At 56.1% G+C, this 16,248-nt stretch carries 17 protein-coding genes and 2 tRNA genes; 8 read left to right on the top strand and 11 right to left on the bottom strand.

Annotated elements, in window-relative coordinates; genetic code table 11:
• Positions 1-18: 18 nt before the first annotated feature.
• From IAE48_RS00600 to mdtK, 3 genes are all read right to left on the bottom strand, one after another.
• Positions 19-95, bottom strand: a tRNA-Val gene (locus tag IAE48_RS00600).
• Positions 96-107: 12 nt separating this feature from the next.
• Positions 108-184, bottom strand: a tRNA-Val gene (locus tag IAE48_RS00595).
• A gap of 150 nt (positions 185-334) precedes the next feature.
• Entirely contained in the window at positions 335-1,708 is a 1,374-nt protein-coding gene (gene mdtK / locus IAE48_RS00590) for an MdtK family multidrug efflux MATE transporter (RefSeq protein ID WP_200133121.1), read from the bottom strand.
• Positions 1,709-1,976: 268 nt separating this feature from the next.
• On the opposite strand from mdtK, the gene IAE48_RS00585 reads away from it, so the two are divergent.
• Positions 1,977-2,615 (top strand): riboflavin synthase subunit alpha, encoded by a 639-nt coding sequence (locus IAE48_RS00585; RefSeq protein WP_200133120.1) that lies wholly within the window; start codon positions 1,977-1,979, stop codon positions 2,613-2,615.
• A 68-nt stretch (positions 2,616-2,683) separates the two neighbouring features.
• On the opposite strand, the gene cfa is transcribed toward IAE48_RS00585, so the two are convergent.
• A complete protein-coding gene (gene cfa / locus IAE48_RS00580; protein WP_200133119.1) occupies positions 2,684-3,832 on the bottom strand; it encodes a cyclopropane fatty acyl phospholipid synthase in 1,149 nt (382 codons plus the stop codon).
• A 297-nt stretch (positions 3,833-4,129) separates the two neighbouring features.
• On the bottom strand, positions 4,130-5,326 hold the full coding sequence (punC, locus tag IAE48_RS00575; protein ID WP_200133118.1) for a purine nucleoside transporter PunC: 1,197 nt from the start codon (positions 5,324-5,326) through the stop codon (positions 4,130-4,132).
• A 112-nt stretch (positions 5,327-5,438) separates the two neighbouring features.
• On the opposite strand from punC, the gene punR reads away from it, so the two are divergent.
• On the top strand, positions 5,439-6,350 hold the full coding sequence (gene punR / locus IAE48_RS00570; protein ID WP_124968462.1) for a DNA-binding transcriptional activator PunR: 912 nt from the start codon (positions 5,439-5,441) through the stop codon (positions 6,348-6,350).
• A gap of 18 nt (positions 6,351-6,368) precedes the next feature.
• Here punR and purR read toward each other — a convergent pair whose 3' ends face one another.
• Entirely contained in the window at positions 6,369-7,394 is a 1,026-nt protein-coding gene (gene purR / locus IAE48_RS00565; RefSeq protein ID WP_023481848.1) for an HTH-type transcriptional repressor PurR, read from the bottom strand.
• Between the two features lie 297 nt (positions 7,395-7,691).
• On the opposite strand from purR, the gene IAE48_RS00560 reads away from it, so the two are divergent.
• Positions 7,692-7,781, top strand: a complete 90-nt coding sequence (locus IAE48_RS00560; RefSeq protein WP_094192965.1) for a YnhF family membrane protein — start codon at positions 7,692-7,694, stop codon at positions 7,779-7,781.
• A gap of 166 nt (positions 7,782-7,947) precedes the next feature.
• Positions 7,948-9,117 carry an MFS transporter gene (locus tag IAE48_RS00555; RefSeq protein WP_200133117.1) on the top strand — a complete coding sequence of 390 codons (1,170 nt, stop codon included), beginning with the start codon at positions 7,948-7,950 and terminating at the stop codon, positions 9,115-9,117.
• Positions 9,118-9,161: 44 nt separating this feature from the next.
• Here IAE48_RS00555 and IAE48_RS00550 read toward each other — a convergent pair whose 3' ends face one another.
• Positions 9,162-10,007 carry a C40 family peptidase gene (locus IAE48_RS00550; RefSeq protein ID WP_200133116.1) on the bottom strand — a complete coding sequence of 282 codons (846 nt, stop codon included), beginning with the start codon at positions 10,005-10,007 and terminating at the stop codon, positions 9,162-9,164.
• Positions 10,008-10,341: 334 nt separating this feature from the next.
• Between IAE48_RS00550 and IAE48_RS00545 the strand changes: the two genes are divergently transcribed.
• Together IAE48_RS00545 and IAE48_RS00540 are read left to right on the top strand one after the other, a co-directional pair.
• Positions 10,342-10,686, top strand: a complete 345-nt coding sequence (locus tag IAE48_RS00545; RefSeq protein WP_023481856.1) for a Grx4 family monothiol glutaredoxin — start codon at positions 10,342-10,344, stop codon at positions 10,684-10,686.
• Between the two features lie 228 nt (positions 10,687-10,914).
• Positions 10,915-11,850, top strand: coding sequence for an omptin family outer membrane protease (locus tag IAE48_RS00540; protein ID WP_200133115.1), 936 nt, complete (start codon positions 10,915-10,917; stop codon positions 11,848-11,850).
• A gap of 29 nt (positions 11,851-11,879) precedes the next feature.
• Here IAE48_RS00540 and rnt read toward each other — a convergent pair whose 3' ends face one another.
• The 4 genes from rnt to IAE48_RS00520 all read right to left on the bottom strand — a co-directional run bounded on the left by rnt (position 11,880) and on the right by IAE48_RS00520 (position 14,878).
• Positions 11,880-12,536 (bottom strand): ribonuclease T, encoded by a 657-nt coding sequence (gene rnt / locus IAE48_RS00535; protein ID WP_054802857.1) that lies wholly within the window; start codon positions 12,534-12,536, stop codon positions 11,880-11,882.
• Positions 12,537-12,627: 91 nt separating this feature from the next.
• Positions 12,628-13,035 carry a lactoylglutathione lyase gene (gloA, locus tag IAE48_RS00530; protein WP_023481879.1) on the bottom strand — a complete coding sequence of 136 codons (408 nt, stop codon included), beginning with the start codon at positions 13,033-13,035 and terminating at the stop codon, positions 12,628-12,630.
• Positions 13,036-13,130: 95 nt separating this feature from the next.
• On the bottom strand, positions 13,131-14,225 hold the full coding sequence (locus tag IAE48_RS00525; RefSeq protein ID WP_200133114.1) for an alkene reductase: 1,095 nt from the start codon (positions 14,223-14,225) through the stop codon (positions 13,131-13,133).
• Positions 14,226-14,281: 56 nt separating this feature from the next.
• Positions 14,282-14,878, bottom strand: coding sequence for a TetR/AcrR family transcriptional regulator (locus tag IAE48_RS00520; protein WP_042718753.1), 597 nt, complete (start codon positions 14,876-14,878; stop codon positions 14,282-14,284).
• Positions 14,879-14,986: 108 nt separating this feature from the next.
• Here IAE48_RS00520 and IAE48_RS00515 point away from each other — a divergent pair, with 108 nt between their 5' ends.
• Positions 14,987-15,238 carry a DUF1289 domain-containing protein gene (locus tag IAE48_RS00515; protein WP_192869619.1) on the top strand — a complete coding sequence of 84 codons (252 nt, stop codon included), beginning with the start codon at positions 14,987-14,989 and terminating at the stop codon, positions 15,236-15,238.
• A gap of 48 nt (positions 15,239-15,286) precedes the next feature.
• Positions 15,287-16,183, top strand: coding sequence for an aldo/keto reductase family oxidoreductase (locus IAE48_RS00510; protein WP_200133283.1), 897 nt, complete (start codon positions 15,287-15,289; stop codon positions 16,181-16,183).
• Positions 16,184-16,248: the final 65 nt, after the last annotated feature.

Here is a 16,248-nt window from a genome sequence, read left to right as displayed (position 1 = left end):
ACAGAGAGTAACAACGAATGGTGCGTCCGAGTGGACTCGAACCACCGACCCCCACCATGTCAAGGTGGTGCTCTAACCAACTGAGCTACGGACGCACTGAAGAAGGATGGTGCGTTCAATTGGACTCGAACCAACGACCCCCACCATGTCAAGGTGGTGCTCTAACCAACTGAGCTATGAACGCAATGTTGTGGTTGACAACGGGGACGAATATTAGCGGCAGCCCGCAGATGTGGCAAGCGGAAAATGGCAGATTTCTTACTGAATTCACTCGATTGCGGAACAACTGAGCAAAACGCGCTGAAAGTAGCCGCCCGCAGGCGGCTACAGCGGTTTAGCGTGCCGCGCGCTGCAAAATGCGGCTCGAAGGCTGACGCTGCAAATGGCGCATGCGCAGCATCATCATTACCGCCGCCGAGGTGAGGCCAATAATAAAGCCCATCCAGAAGCCTGCTGGTCCCATTGGCGCAACCACCAAATCCGTCAGCGCCAGAATGTAGCCGGTCGGCAGCCCCAGCACCCAGTAGGCGATAAAGGTAATAAAGAAGATCGAACGCGTATCTTTATACCCGCGCAAGATGCCGCTACCGATCACCTGAATTGAATCAGAGATCTGATAGATTGCCGCCAGCATCATCAGATGCGACGCCAGCGCCACCACTTCCGGGTTATCGTTATAGAGCAGGGCGATCTGCTCGCGCATCAGCACCGTAAACACCGCGGTAATGGCCGCCATACAAACACCGACCATCAAGCCGGTGCGAGCCGAGGTTTTGGCATCAATCGTCGAGCCCTGACCGAGGCGGAAGCCGACACGAATAGTGACCGCTGCTGCCAGCGACATCGGCAACACGAACATCAGCGAGCTGAAGTTAAGCGCAATCTGGTGTCCGGCAACATCGACAATGCCGAGAGGCGAGACCAGCAGCGCGACGACGGCAAACAGGGTCACTTCGAAAAAGAGTGCCAGCGCAATCGGTAAGCCGAGCTGGGTCAGCCGTTTCAGCACTGCCATATCGGGACGTGCGAAGCGGGCCTCGTGTTTGATGTCGCGCATGGCACCGGCGTGTTTCACGTAGAGGCGCATAAAGATAAACATCACCCAGTAGACCGACGCGGTCGCCACGCCGCAGCCGACGCCGCCCAGCTCCGGCATACCGAAACGGCCATAGATAAAGGCGTAGTTAACCGGAATATTGACCAGCAGGCCGAGAAAGCCCATCACCATGCCGGGTTTGGTTCGCGCCAACCCTTCGCACTGGTTGCGCAACACCTGGAAGAAGAGATAACCCGGTGCGCCCCACATCAGCGCGCGTAAAAAGTGGACCGCTTTATCGGCCATCAGCGGGTCGATGTTATGCATGGCGCGAATAATATGACCGGCGTTCCACAGCACAATCATAATCAGCACCGATACGGCACCCGCCAACCAGAACCCCTGGCTCACCTGATGCGCGATGCGATCGCGACGCCCGGAACCATTCAGCTGCGCAATCACCGGCGTCATTGCCAGCAGCAGGCCGTGACCAAACAGAATAGCGGGGAACCAGATAGAGGTACCGATAGCGACCGCAGCCATATCCGTGGCGCTATAGCCCCCGGCCATCACGGTATCGACGAAGCCCATCGCCGTCTGGGCAACCTGCGCAAAAATCACCGGCAGGGCAAGTGCCAGTAATTGACGCGCCTCTGTTACATACTTCTGCACGTTAACACCTATATATTGTTGTTATAAGAGAGAATGGAAATACTTAAGAGAAAGGAGTTATATCCTTGTGCGACAAAAAATGCCGCACTGCGATAAGTGCGACATCTGCTCAAATAGTACCTGTTAACGCCCCTTTTTGCCACGTTATCCATAAATCAAAATTATCTTTCGCCGCAAAGCGGGCTTCAGGCTGGCAAGGGGATTTTTCACCTGTTATTGTGCGTGGAGCACACGGTAATGCCGTAAGAATGAAACAGGAGTGATGATTATGTTTACGGGTATTGTACAGGGCACGGCAAAAGTGGTGTCGATTGACGAAAAACCGAATTTTCGCACCCACGTTGTTGAGCTGCCTGAAACGATGCTGGACGGAATTGAAACCGGGGCGTCTATTGCGCATAACGGCTGCTGCCTGACCGTCACCGAGATTAACGGTAGCCATATCAGCTTTGATTTGATGAAAGAGACGCTGCGTATTACTAACCTTGGCGAACTCGAAGTTGGGGATATCGTTAACGTTGAGCGCGCGGCGAAATTCAGCGATGAGATTGGCGGGCATTTAATGTCGGGTCATATTATGTCGACCGCTGAAATCGTCAAAATCCTCGCCTCGGAAAATAACCGCCAGATCTGGTTTAAAGTGCAGGAGCCGACGCTGATGAAATACATCCTTTATAAAGGATTTATTGGCATCGACGGTATCAGCCTGACGGTTGGTGAAGTGACCGCCACGCGTTTTTGCGTGCACCTGATCCCGGAAACGCTGCAGCGCACCACCCTGAGTGGCAAAAAACTGGGGCAGCGCGTCAATATTGAGATCGATCCGCAAACTCAGGCCGTTGTCGATACCGTTGAGCGCGTACTGGCGGCCAAAGAGGCTGCTGTTGTGGTGAATGTCGTCGAGTAACCAGGCGTCACAAACAGCAAAAAGCCGCAGCGTAGCCGTTGCGGCTTTTTTGTTGGTCAAACGCAGCGCTAACGCGCGACGCGCAGACCTTTCTCGACGCCGCGGCTAAACACCACCTGCCAGAGCTGAATATCGCGGGCGCGAAAGGCCCCGGCGCAGGCGTTCAGATAGTAGCTGAACATGCGTTTAAAGCGCTCGGAGTAGTTGTCGGCAATCTCCGGCCACGCGGCGAGAAAGCGCCCATACCAGGCCATTAGCGTGCGGTCATAATCGGCGCCGAAGTTGTGCCAGTCCTCCATCACAAAGTGCGGCTCACTGGCGGTAGCGATGTGGCGCACCGAGGGCAGGCAGCCGTTCGGGAAGATATAGCGGTTGATCCACGGATCAACATTGTTATCGGTCTGTCTGGAGCCGATGGTGTGGAGTAAAAAGAGGCCGTCCGGCTTCAGGTTTCTGTCGACCACATCAAAGTAGGTGGCGTAGTTTTTCGGCCCGACGTGTTCAAACATGCCGACGGAGACGATGCGGTCAAACTGATCGCGCAGATCGCGATAATCCTGCAACAGAATCTCCACATCCAGCCCGGCGCAGCGCTGTTGCGCCATTTTCTGCTGCTCTGCGGAGATGGTGACGCCGACCACGCGAACGCCATAGTGCTGTGCCATAAACTGCGCCAGCCCGCCCCAGCCGCAGCCGATATCGAGCACGCGCATACCGGGGGTTAACTGCAGTTTTTCGCAGATAAGCCGCAATTTTGCCTGCTGCGCCTCAGCAAGGGTGGTCGCCTCTTTCCAGTAGCCGCAGGAGTACTGCATCGCCGGGTCGAGCATGCGGGTAAAGAGATCGTTGCCGAGGTCGTAGTGCTCTTTGCCGACAATCCACGCCCGCTTTTTGCTTTGCAGGTTGAAGAGCCGGGCCGCGGCAATGCGCAGCGTATCTTTGAGATGGTGCGGAAGCTGTTTTTCAAGGCCCGCGCGCAGTACCTGGGTGAAGAATATGTCGAGCCGCTCGCACTCCCACCAGCCGTCCATATAACTTTCGCCGAGTCCGAGCGATCCGTCCTGTAAAACGCGTTTGAAAAAATCAGGATTTTTCACCTGAATATCTGCGGGGGCGGGACCGTTGATACGAATACCTGCGCGACCCAGCAGTTCGTTTGCTATACGGAACCAGTTGTCATCCCGCACGCTCACTTCTTCTATACACGATGAACTCATACCTTCTCCATCACGAATAGTGATCAGAACTCTACAAGCGTAGACGCTGGCAGAGTTTGTGAGAAATCTCACGGTTTGCACCGTAAGGCTGATATCAGACGTAGAACAGAGGAAGGGAGAGACCCTTGCCAGAAAAGGCCCTCCTTGGGGAAACGAGCACGCTCCGGTGCCCGTTACTGCATAATATTTATCGTATTTATGAGATAGCCGAGAATCAGTATAGGCCTCAATATCAGGTGATTCAACTTGTCGCTAATAGCAGGCTAATTACGCCATTAGCGACAGTCCCGTCGGCAACTACCCGCGTGCGGAGGAGGGCTCACGCACCTCATCCGGCTCTTCGCCTGCGCGATGCTGAATGCCATAACCGAGTGCCGCGAGCAGCACCATGGCGAGCATCACGCTGGTGGTGGTCAGCAGCGGGGTAATGATCAGCCACGAAACAACGAGGCTCGCGAAGAAGCAGAGCCCCAGTTGCAGGGTATTCTGCAACGCCGCCGCGCGGCCCGTCGCCTGCGGGAAGGGACGCAGCGCCTGCGCCACCACGATAGGGTAGATCGCGCCATTTGCCATCGCCATCAGGCAGAAGGGGATCAGCAGCGCGGTCAGCGAGACGCCGGGAATAAAGCCGACTGCCCAGGTCGCCAGCACGCTCAGAGCAAAGCCGCTCAGTAACCACGGCAACATGCGCGAACCCTGCCACTTTTGCAGCGCTGCGCGGCAGCCGTAACCACCAATCAGGAAGGCGAAGGTTTGTGGCACATAGCTCAGGCCAATTACCGACGGGCCATAGCCCATCTCATGCAGGATAAACGGTGAGCCGGTAAGCCAGGCAAAGAAGCTGGCGGAGCAGGCGGCGTAGATCATCACATTGCCGCGATAATCGCGGGCGCGCAGCAGATCGAGGAAGGTGAGTGCCTGCTGGTCATGCGCCACCTCTTTTACCGGCGATTTAAGGCGGAAAACCGGAATCATCAGCACCACGGTGATCGCCAGCAGGGTGGCGAAAATCGCCTGCCATTCAATATGGGCCAGCAGCCAGGCACCGAGCAGCGGGGCCAGCGCCGGGGTTAAGCCGACCAGCGGCATAATGGTGGCGAAAATGCGGTTAACCCGGTGCGCCGGGTAGTGATCCGTCACCAGCGCCTGCCAGCTAACGGTAGCGGCACAGACGCCGACAGCCTGCACAAAACGCAGCACCAGCAGCCAGGTGGCATCGCGCACCCAGAGGGTGCCAAGGCAGCCCAGGGCGAAAATAGAGAGACCGATCAGCAGAATCGGTTTGCGACCATAGCGATCCGACAGCGGCCCCCACAGCAGCTGCGCCACCGCGAACCCGGCCAGGAAGAGGCTCAGCGAGGCGCTGATCACGGCGGGAGAGGTGTTTAAATCTTGCTGAATCGCGCTGAAAGCGGGCAGGTACATGTCGGTGGCTAAAAAGCCCAGCACGCTTAAGCCCGCGAGCCAGACTAAAAATCCTTTGCCAGGTTGCATTCTCATTTCTCTTTAATTGCAGGTAATCAGGGTGGGGAAGTGTAAGGAGTGCTTTCCTGGTTGTGAAACGCTAATATTTGCACATTGGTTTCAAAAATTTTGCAGGCAGAATATGTGGTCAGAATACTCCCTTGAAGTGGTGGATGCCGTGGCGCGTAACGGCAGCTTTAGCGGCGCAGCGCAGGAGTTGCACCGCGTGCCCTCTGCGGTGAGCTACACCGTGCGTCAGCTGGAGGAGTGGCTGGCGGTGCCGCTGTTTGTGCGCCGCCACCGTGATGTGGAATTAACCCCCGCCGGGGTCTGGTTTTTAAAGGAGGGACGGTCTGTTATCAAAAAAATGCTGATCACCCGCCAGCAGTGCCAGCAGATCGCCAACGGCTGGCGCGGCCAGTTGCCAATTGCCGTCGATAACATTGTGAAACCCGCCCGCACCCGGCAGATGATTGTCGATTTCTACCGTCACTTCAGCGATGTCGAACTGGTGGTCTACCAGGAGGTGTTCAACGGCGTGTGGGATGCGCTCGCCGATGGCAGGGTTGAACTGGCGATCGGCGCCACGCAGGCCATTCCGGTCGGTGGTCGCTACGCTTTTCGTGATATGGGCACTTTGAGCTGGAAGTGTGTTGTTTCACGTCAACATCCGCTGGCACAACTCAACGGTCCGTTAAGCGATGAGACGTTGCGCAACTGGCCGTCGCTGATTCAGGAGGATACCTCCCGCTCGTTGCCGAAGCGCATTACCTGGCTGCTGGATAACCAGAAAAGGGTGATGGTGCCCGACTGGGCCTCGTCGGAAGCGTGCCTGTCGGCGGGGCTCTGTGTAGGGATGGTGCCAGCCCATTTTGCCCGACCGTGGCTCGATAGCGGCGACTGGGTGGCGCTTGAACTGGAAAACCCGTTTCCGGATGCCGCCTGCTGCCTGACATGGCAACAAAACGAGGCGTCGCCTGCGCTGAACTGGCTGCTCGATTACCTGGGCGATAGTGAAACGTTGAATAAGGAGTGGCTGCGGGAGCCGGAGTAAGGCTCCCGCGCAAAGGGATTAACGGCGGTAATCGCGGAAGGGGCCATCGGCCACCGAGCGGCGCTCAACCAGGCGCGGATGCACCTCAATCGACTGCGACTGTTCGCGTTTATTCACAATGCGATCGAGCAGCATGGTGAATGCCGTTTCACCCAGTGAGTCTTTCGGCTGATGAATCGTCGTCAACGCCGGGGTGAAGAAGCGCGAGTTGCGCACGTTGTCATAGCCGATAACGGAGATATCCTGCGGCACGCGCAGACCCATCTCATCGGCGGCGCAGAGAGCGCCCATCGCCATAATGTCGCCGCCGCAGAAGACTGCGGTGGGGCGCGAGGACTGGCCGAGGATCTGCTGCATGGCGCGGTAGCCGGACTCCGGCTCAAAGTCGCCCTGCACAATCCAGTTTTCCGGCACGTTGATCATCGCTTCATTCATCGCCTTCATAAAACCGGCCAGACGACCTGCGCCGGTGTTGCGCTCCAGCGGACCCGGGATCACGCCGATGTCGCGATGGCCGCGCTCAATCAGGTAACGACCGGCCATATAGCCGCCCTGGAAGGCGTTATCGATCACCGAATCGGTGAAGTCCGCCTTCGATTCGCCCCAGTCCATCACCACCATCGGAATATGGCGATACTCTTCAAGCATGGTGAGCACGGTTTCCGGGTACTCAGAGCACATCACCAGCAGGCCATCGACACGCTTTTGCGCCATCATCGACAGATAGGCGCGCTGCTTCTCCTGGCTGTTCCAGGCGTTGCCGAGGATCAGGGTGTAACCCTTCTGGAAACACTTCTTCTCAACCGCTTCGATGATCTCGGCGAAGTAGGCCGCTTCACTGCTGGTCGCCAGCAGGCCAATCGATTTGGTGTGATTCACTTTCAGGCTGCGCGCAACGGCGCTTGGCGAGTAGTGCAGCTCTTTGATTGCCGCCCAGACGGCGTTGCGCGTCTCTTCGGCGACGAAACGGGTTTTGTTAATTACATGTGATACGGTTGTAGTGGAAACGTTTGCTCGTTTCGCGACATCTTTAATCGTTGCCATCAGATATTACTCCAGACCATATCGTAAGCTCCTGATAATTCGTAAGGTAAACGTTTGCCTTTAAACACCCTGAACTCATCAAAGTGAGTGCGGTACGCCGGGAAAACGACACTGGACGTCAGGAGGGGAGTCAATGGCCGGTACGCTAATAAATTTAGCGTCGAATTTTGTCTGATCTTGAGCAAAAGGGGAAGTATTAAAACGGTTCTGCTGGCAAATCACGCAAGATTTTTCCCATAATTTGTGCAAAAATGCGCAAGCTCACTTTTTGTGGGGAAATTAAATGGAGAAAAATTGATGAGCACCGATCTTAAGTATTCACTCTTCACCACCGTCATCGTTCTGAGCCTGATTGTTTTCGGCGCGCTGACCGCTGCACTGCATTGATCTGATGCGAGGGAGAGCCCTCTCCCTCGGTTCTTGCGTCCCCATTGTTACCCGTTGCGCAATAAACTTTTCTCCGTACGCTCACTTCTGTTTTTTGTGACACCTGTCATACTTTTGCCTTTCGCGACCCGGTAGAGGGTCGGCATGTCCATTTCGGAGTCAAAAGATGAAAATAAATTTCCCCCTGCTTGCGCTGGCGATAGGCGCCTTTGGGATTGGTACCACTGAGTTCTCCCCGATGGGATTACTGCCGGTGATTGCGCAGGGTGTTGGGGTATCGATTCCGGCTGCGGGGATGCTGATCAGCGCCTACGCCATCGGCGTGATGGTGGGCGCGCCGCTGATGACGCTGCTGCTTTCCCATCGCGGCCGTCGTAACGCGCTGATTTTCTTAATGGCGATCTTCACCGTCGGCAATGTGCTCTCTGCCATTGCGCCCGATTACGCCACCCTGATGATCGCCCGTATCATCACCAGCCTTAACCACGGCGCGTTCTTCGGCCTGGGCTCGGTGGTAGCCGCAAGCGTTGTCGCGAAAGAGAAGCAGGCCAGCGCGGTGGCGACGATGTTTATGGGGCTGACTATCGCCAATATTGGCGGTGTGCCTGCCGCCACCTGGCTTGGGGAGACTATCGGCTGGCGCATGTCCTTTATGGCAACTGCCGGGCTTGGAGTGATCTCCATGGTCTCGCTCTTCTTCTCATTACCGAAAGGCGGCGCGGGCGCACGACCCAACGTGCGCAACGAGCTCGCGGTACTGATGCGCCCGCAGGTGCTGACGGCGCTGCTGACTACCGTGCTCGGTGCTGGCGCAATGTTTACCCTCTATACCTACATCTCACCGGTGTTGCGCACGCTGACGGACGCCACGCCGGTGTTTGTCACCGCCATGCTGGTGCTGATTGGCGTTGGTTTCTCGATTGGTAACTTTTTGGGCGGCAAACTGGCGGACCGCTCGGTAACCGGCACCCTGAAAGGCTTTTTATTGCTGCTGATTGTTATCATGCTGGCGATCCCGCTGCTGGCGCGCAGTGAAATTGGTGCGGCGATCGCGATGGTGGTGTGGGGCGCGGCTACCTTCGCGGTAGTGCCGCCGTTGCAGATGCGCGTAATGCGTGTTGCCCATGAAGCACCGGGGCTGTCGTCATCGGTCAATATTGGCGCATTTAACCTCGGTAATGCCCTTGGCGCGGCGGCAGGTGGGGCGGTGATCTCCGGCGGTCTCGGCTACAGTTTTGTTCCGGTGATGGGGGCGATTATTGCCGGGCTGGGGCTGCTGCTGGTGCTCTTTTCCGGGCGTAATTCAGCGTCGCGCGTCTGTGCGGCAGCGGAGTAAGGCGAAGTAACACCTGCCGCGCAAGCGGCAGGTGGGAGAGGGCGTTAGCGAATGGTTTTCGGTGTCACTACGCGGCGCGCACCAACATAGTGGCGCTGCCAGTAATCTTCGCTTAATGAAGTGACCTGAATATCCTGGCCGCTTCGTGGTGACTGGATAAATTTGCCGTTGCCGACATAGACGCCAACGTGATCGGCGGTGCCGCGACCCTGGGTGCGGAAGAAGACCAGATCGCCGCTCTCCAGTTCGCGCAGGTTAACCGGCGAGGCATCACGCAGGTGATACATCTCATTGGCGGTACGCGGAATACGGAATTTCACCAGATCCTTATAGGCGTAATAGACCAGCCCGCTGCAATCAAAACCGGTTTTCGGCGAAGAACCGCCCCAGTGGTAGGGTTTGCCGAGCTGGTTCATCAGCTTCGACATCGCGGTTTTTTGCACTTTTTGCACCCGCAGTTTATGCACGTCAGCCAGCGTGCCGGCCTGGCTGCTTTTCACTTTAATACAGTGCGGCTTGTGGCCTTTGCGCGGCGTACACTTCTCAGTCCAGCTAACGGTTGCAGTTTTCAGTGAGCTGGATGCTTTACGACGCGAGGGAGTTTTAGCGGTTTTCTGCGGGGTAGCGCTGTTTTTCTTTTTTATCGATTTGGTCGACGTTTTGGTTTTTGCGGTTTTTTTACTGCTGACTTTTTCTGCTGAAGTGCCACTGCTTTTCTTTGTTGTTTTTGTAGAACTGTTTTTTTTCTTACGTTCGGATGCTTTCGCCAGATGTGTTTTTTGCACGACCGAGGCTGGCGCTTGTTCAGAAGCGCTCGCTAATGGCGTGAAAGACAATGTGGTGAACAACAAAGCACAGAGCGTGATTGAAGCTTTTGGTATCCGCGCCACTGAGCATTCCCCTGTTAGGGCAGGCATCTTATTATGCTTGCGTATGATTTAAAAAACTCGTCGATTCTAATCTATAAAAAGCCCAAACGTTAATACTGTTTTTGCATCTGTAACGTCGTTTCGTTAACAAGCGCGCAAAAACGAGCAAAACGTTTCGCTAAAAACGGTTTTTTCACCGCCTGAGCCGCGCCGGGTTGGCTTAAGTCACGCTTACCTTATCGTGCCTGTAACAGCGTAAATTCGCGCGGTGAATAAAATGTTATTTTCCGAAGCAAGCCTGACCCGCTACAATGTTCGATCTCTGCCGTAGAAGAAGTTGAAGGAAGCAAAGACAATGAGTGAGACTCTTGAGAAAATTCAGCGCCAGATCGCTGAGAACCCGATTCTGCTGTACATGAAAGGCTCGCCGAAACTGCCAAGCTGCGGTTTCTCCGCGCAGGCCGTTCAGGCGCTCTCTGCATGCGGCGAGCGTTTTGCCTATGTGGATATCCTGCAAAACCCGGATATCCGTGCCGAACTGCCAAAATATGCAAACTGGCCAACCTTCCCGCAGCTGTGGGTTGAGGGTGAGCTGGTTGGCGGCTGCGATATCATTATCGAGATGTATCAGCGCGGTGAATTGCAGCCGCTGATCAAAGAGGCCGCAGCGAAATATAAAGGCGTACCGGACGCCGAATAACCTGGCGTTATCGGCTCCGCCTTGAAAGGGCTCATGTTTCGACATGAGCCCTTTTTTATTGCCTCTCACCTGCTCACGGTACGTTGACTTAACCTAAATTATTGGGTATTACTGTGCAAATTTTGCACGTAACTATTTGTTAATTATCCTATTTTAAGAATTTTGATAAACCCAGGCATGCTTTTTCTGATGACCAGCTGTGAACAGGATTGCCTTAATTCAGGATGAATGATGAAAACAATAGACAAGATGATTGCGTTGATGACGCTTCTCTTTGCTTTTTCAGCTACGGCGCAGCAGCCGCTGGCAAGCAAGGAGGATGTGATGACCAGTATCTCACTGGGCACCCTAAGCGGAACGGCGAAGGAGCGGGTCTATGATACCGATGAGGGTGGACGCAAAATCAGCGAGCTTGACTGGCGCTATCGTCACGCTGTCGTGGTGCAGGGCTCTATCGAGTGGCTGTTGCAGTCATGGCTCACTTTTGGTGCGTCCGGCTGGACAACTGTCGCGCACAGTGGCAGCAAGATGGATGATTACGACTGGCAGCAGGCATCGCAATCCCGATGGACCGACCACAGCTCTCACCCTAATACGTGGCTCAATTTCGCTAACCAGTGGGATCTCAATCTGACCGGCTGGCTCATTCATCAGCCTGACTGGCGGCTTGGCGTGATGGGTGGCTATCGGCAAAGCCGTACCAGCTTCTCTGCGCACGGCGGCACCTTCAGCCGTAATAATGGCGCAAAGGTTGGCCGTTTCGATGATGTGAAAGTTCTCGGGTATTCACAGCGCTTCAACGTACCCTATATTGGCCTTACCGGTCGTTATCGCTATGGCAATGTTGAAGCAGGAACCAGCCTGAAATATAGCCGCTGGGTAAGCGCGCAGGCGACAGACCAGCACTACTTGCGCAGCATCACCTTCAGCGATACTACCCGGCAGCAGCAGAACTTTTCCCTTTCGGCTAGCGTCGGCTATTACGTCACGCAGCAGGCTAAGCTCTATCTGGAAAGCACCTGGGACCGCACGTTAAACAAAAAAGGGACCAATACCGCCACCTTCTCCAGGGAGGGGACCTATGCGCGCGCCTCTTTCAAGGATAGCGCCGGGATAGAGCACTCCGCGCTGCTCACCACCGCCGGGCTGGTCTACCACTTTTAATAAAAAACCGGTCTGTTGACCGGTTTTTTTCAGGCTTCTGAATCGACTTCTGGCGTCGGCAACGGCCAGCCGCCAAGGCGCTTCCAGCGGTTGACGATTTCACAAAACAGTTGTGCGGTCTGCTCCGTGTCATACAACGCGGAGTGTGCCTGCGTGGCGTCAAAAGCGATGCCAGCGGCCGCACAGGCTTTAGAGAGCACGGTTTGACCCAGCGCCAGCCCGCTCAATGAGGCGGTATCAAAGGTCACAAAGGGGTGAAACGGATTGCGTTTCATCGCCGAACGCTCGGCGGCAGCCATCATAAAGCTGTGATCGAAGGTCGCGTTATGCGCCACCATGATCGCCCGGTTGCAGTTCTGCTCTTTCATCCCTTTGCGCACCAGTTTGAAAATGGCATGCAGGGCGTCATATTCACTTACCGCGCCGCGCAGCGGGTTGGTCGGGTCGATCCCATTAAACGCCAGCGCTTCCGGCTGCAGATTAGCTCCTTCGAATGGCTCAACGTGAAAGTGCAGGGTGCTGTCAGGCATCAGCCAGCCTTGCTCATCCATTTTTAACGTAACGGCGGCGACCTCCAGCAGGGCGTCGGTTTTGGCGTTAAACCCGGCGGTTTCAACATCGATTACCACAGGGTAAAAACCGCGAAAACGGTCGCACAGAGCAGTCAGTTGAGCATTATCGGACATCAGGATCTCTTGATAGGAAAAAAGGGCAGCGCATTATGGCAAATTTTACGGAAAGATGTAAAACAGCGGGCGCATTGCGCGCCCGGGGGGATCAGTGACCCAGACCGCGTCCGGCGTCTTTCTCTTCAATCAGTTCGATTTTGTAACCGTCCGGATCTTCAACGAAGGCGATAACCGTGGTGCCGCCTTTAACCGGGCCAGCTTCACGGGTGACGTTGCCGCCGTTTTTGCGAATCGCTTCGCAGGACTCCGCCGCGTTTTCCACGCTCAGCGCGATATGACCATACGCCGTGCCCAGCTCATAGCTGTCGACACCCCAGTTGTAGGTCAGCTCAATCACCGCTTCTTCGCTCTCATCACCGTAACCGACAAAAGCCAGCGAATATTTGTACTCCGGGTTTTCGCTGGTGCGCAGCAGTTTCATGCCCAGCACGTTGGTGTAGAAATTGATTGAGCGTTGCAGGTCGCCGACGCGCAGCATGGTGTGAAGTAAGCGCATAATATCCTCTTTTATGAATGCGTTAACGTTCCGGTTCGAAACACGGTTTTAGTATAGCGGCCGATCCGGGCCGCTATCAAATCTCAATCCGCTTCTCAGAGAGAAGGGTAGTCGGTGTAACCTTCCGCGCCGCCGCCATAGAAGCTTTCCGGGCGCTGCGGGTTGAGTTCCGCTTTCAGCTGCAGGCGTTTTACCAAATCCGGGTTGGCGATATAGGCGCGGCCAAACGCCACGGCATCAATCAGCCCCTTGTTGATCAGGTCTTCCGCTTTCTCCACGCTGTATGCGCCAGCACCGATAATCGGGCCATGGAAGCGCGCACGCACTTTTTCACGGAACGTTTCGCTGTAGGGCTCACCGCCCGCCCAGTCCGGCTCGGACATGTGCAGGTAAGCAATACCGCGTTTACCCAGCTCTTCAATCAGGTAGAGCGCGTCCGCTTCTTCGTTCGGGCCATTGTCGGTGTTCTGGAAAGAGCCGATTGGCGAAACGCGAATACCGATGCGATCGGCGCTCCACTCTTCACACACGGCGTCAATCACTTCCAGCACCAGGCGCGCGCGGTTTTCAACGCTGCCGCCATACTGGTCGGTACGCTGGTTTGCAGAAGGTGAGAGGAACTGGTGCAGCAGGTAGCCGTGGGCAGAGTGCAGCTCAACCAGATCGAAACCGGCGTCGCGCGCGTTGGCAACGGCCTGGCGGAAATCATTAACGATGCCCGGGACCTCATCGGTCTCCAGCGCGCGCGGCATGGAGGTATCTTCACGGGTGGCGTTGCCGTTTTCATCACGCAGCGAGGTACGGGTACCCGCGCTGATGGCAGACGGCGCAACCGGTGCGGCACCGCCCGGCTGTAAGCTGCTGTGAGAGATACGGCCGGTGTGCCACAGCTGAACCGCAATGCGGCCATCATCGGCATGCACTGCATCGGTGATCTTTTTCCAGGCGGCGATCTGCTCGTCGCTGTGCAGACCCGGCGCGCCCGCATAGCCTTTGGCCTGCGCGGAGATTTGCGTCGCTTCACTGATGATAAGCCCGGCGCTGGCACGCTGGCGGTAGTACTCCGCCATCAGCGGTGTTGGGACATCGCCCGGCTCAATGCTGCGCAGGCGCGTCAGGGGCGCCATCAACACGCGGTTCGGTACGGTAATGGCACCGACTTTCAACGGCGTAAATAATTTACTGGACATAAACAACTCCTGAATAGACCGGTCGACTAGTAAAAAGTGAAATAAAAAGCCTGATGTTATTCAGGCCGGGTAATGATCTGCTGCGCATGCGCCAGCGCGCTTTCCAGCGGCACGGCACTGCGCGAAATTTTTGCCTGCAGGTTAGCGCCGAGCCACAGAGCATATAACACCTGAGCCTGGGAGCGCGCTTCGCCTGCAAAGGCGAGGCTCTTCTCCTCGCGTCCCTGTTCCAGCGCCTGTGCCAGTAGGGCGATAATCCCCCGCGCACCGCTGTCCATCGCCGTGCGCATATCTTCCGAGAGATCGCACACTTCCGCCGAAAGCTTCACCGTCAGGCAGCCGCTGATATGGCCCTGCTGGCAAAACTGATTCAGCGTCTCCTGATAATAGGCCAGCAATCTGTCGCGCGCTGTGCCCGGGCCGCTGGAAAAATGGTTTGCCAGCCGCTGGTGGTAACCGGCGTAGTAGCGCTCAAGCAGCGCCACGCCAAACGCCTCTTTCGAGCGAAAGTAGTGGTAGAAGGAGCCTTTCGGCACTTCCGCCGTTTTCAGTAATTCGCTCAACCCCATGCCGGTAAAGCCGCGATGCATGCAGAGCTGCTCGCCGGTGGCCAGTAAGTGTTCGCGTGTATCGTGTTCAGAATTCTTGCGCATCGACACACTCTAGCGGGCGAACTTTGTGATGGCAATTGGCGAACAATGCGTTTTTAACAGTTGCGCAATATCTCACCGCGGTCTTGAATGTAGAGAAAGCCTGCATCTATGGAGCGTCCATTGCCTGAACAACTGGAGTTTTTCCCGGTCCAGAGTCCGTGTCGCGGCATCTGTCAGACAGATGAGCGCGGCTTTTGCCGTGGCTGTATGCGCAGCCGCGATGAGCGCTTTAACTGGCAAGCGATGAGTGATGCGCAAAAGCAGGAGGTGCTGCGCCTCTGCCGCCAGCGCTTACAGCGTAAATTGCGCGCAATGCGTGACCAACCCCCGGAAGAACCTGATCAACCTTCGCTGTTTTAAGGGCAAAAATGGGTATACTCGGGGCAAATTACCTTCGAGGAAATCATGATGGTTCAGCGTATTGCCCTTGCGCCGCAAGGTCCTGAGTTCTCACGTTTTGTGATGGGTTACTGGCGTCTGATGGAGTGGAATTTCACGCCGCGCCAGCTGGTCAGTTTTATTGAAGCTCATCTCGATCTTGGCGTCACTACCGTCGATCATGCCGATATCTATGGCGGCTATCAGTGTGAAGCCGCTTTCGGTGAAGCCCTCAAGCTTGCCCCGCATCTGCGCGCGCGCATGGAGATGGTCACTAAATGTGGCATCGCCACTACCGCGAAGCCGGAACACGCGCTCGGTCACTACATCACCGGGCGCGACCATATTATTCGCAGCGCCGAGCAGTCGCTGGTCAACCTGGCGACCGACTATCTCGATCTGCTGTTGATCCATCGCCCGGATCCGTTAATGGATGCCGATGAAGTCGCCGAAGCCTTTTTGCAACTGCATCAGAGCGGTAAAGTGCGCCACTTCGGCGTCTCCAACTTTACGCCTGCGCAATTCTCGCTGCTGCAATCACGGCTGCCGTTTACGCTGGTCACCAATCAGGTGGAGATCTCGCCTGTGCACCAGCCGCTGCTGCTTGATGGCACGCTCGATCAGCTTCAGCAGTTGCGCATTCGCCCGATGGCGTGGTCCTGCCTGGGCGGCGGGCGCATCTTCAGCGATGCCGACTGCCAGCCGCTGCGCGATGAGCTGCACCAGGTGGCAACGGAGCTGAACGCCGAAAACATTGAGCAGGTGATTTACGCCTGGGTGCTGCGTTTACCCTCTGCGCCGCTGCCGATCATTGGCTCCGGCAAAATTGAGCGCGTGCGTTCATCCCTCGGCGCGCTCAATCTACAGATGTCCCGCCAGCAGTGGTTCCGCATCCGTAAAGCGGCGCTCGGCTACGACGTGCCGTAAGCTAACGCTATGACCTCCCGGTGAAATGTGCCGCTCTGGCCTACACTTACAGAGCGAAAACAATC

This window comes from Kosakonia sp. S57, from assembly GCF_016516575.1.
Lineage (GTDB): Bacteria > Pseudomonadota > Gammaproteobacteria > Enterobacterales > Enterobacteriaceae > Kosakonia > Kosakonia cowanii.
This window is presented reverse-complemented; position numbering and strand designations above follow the sequence as displayed.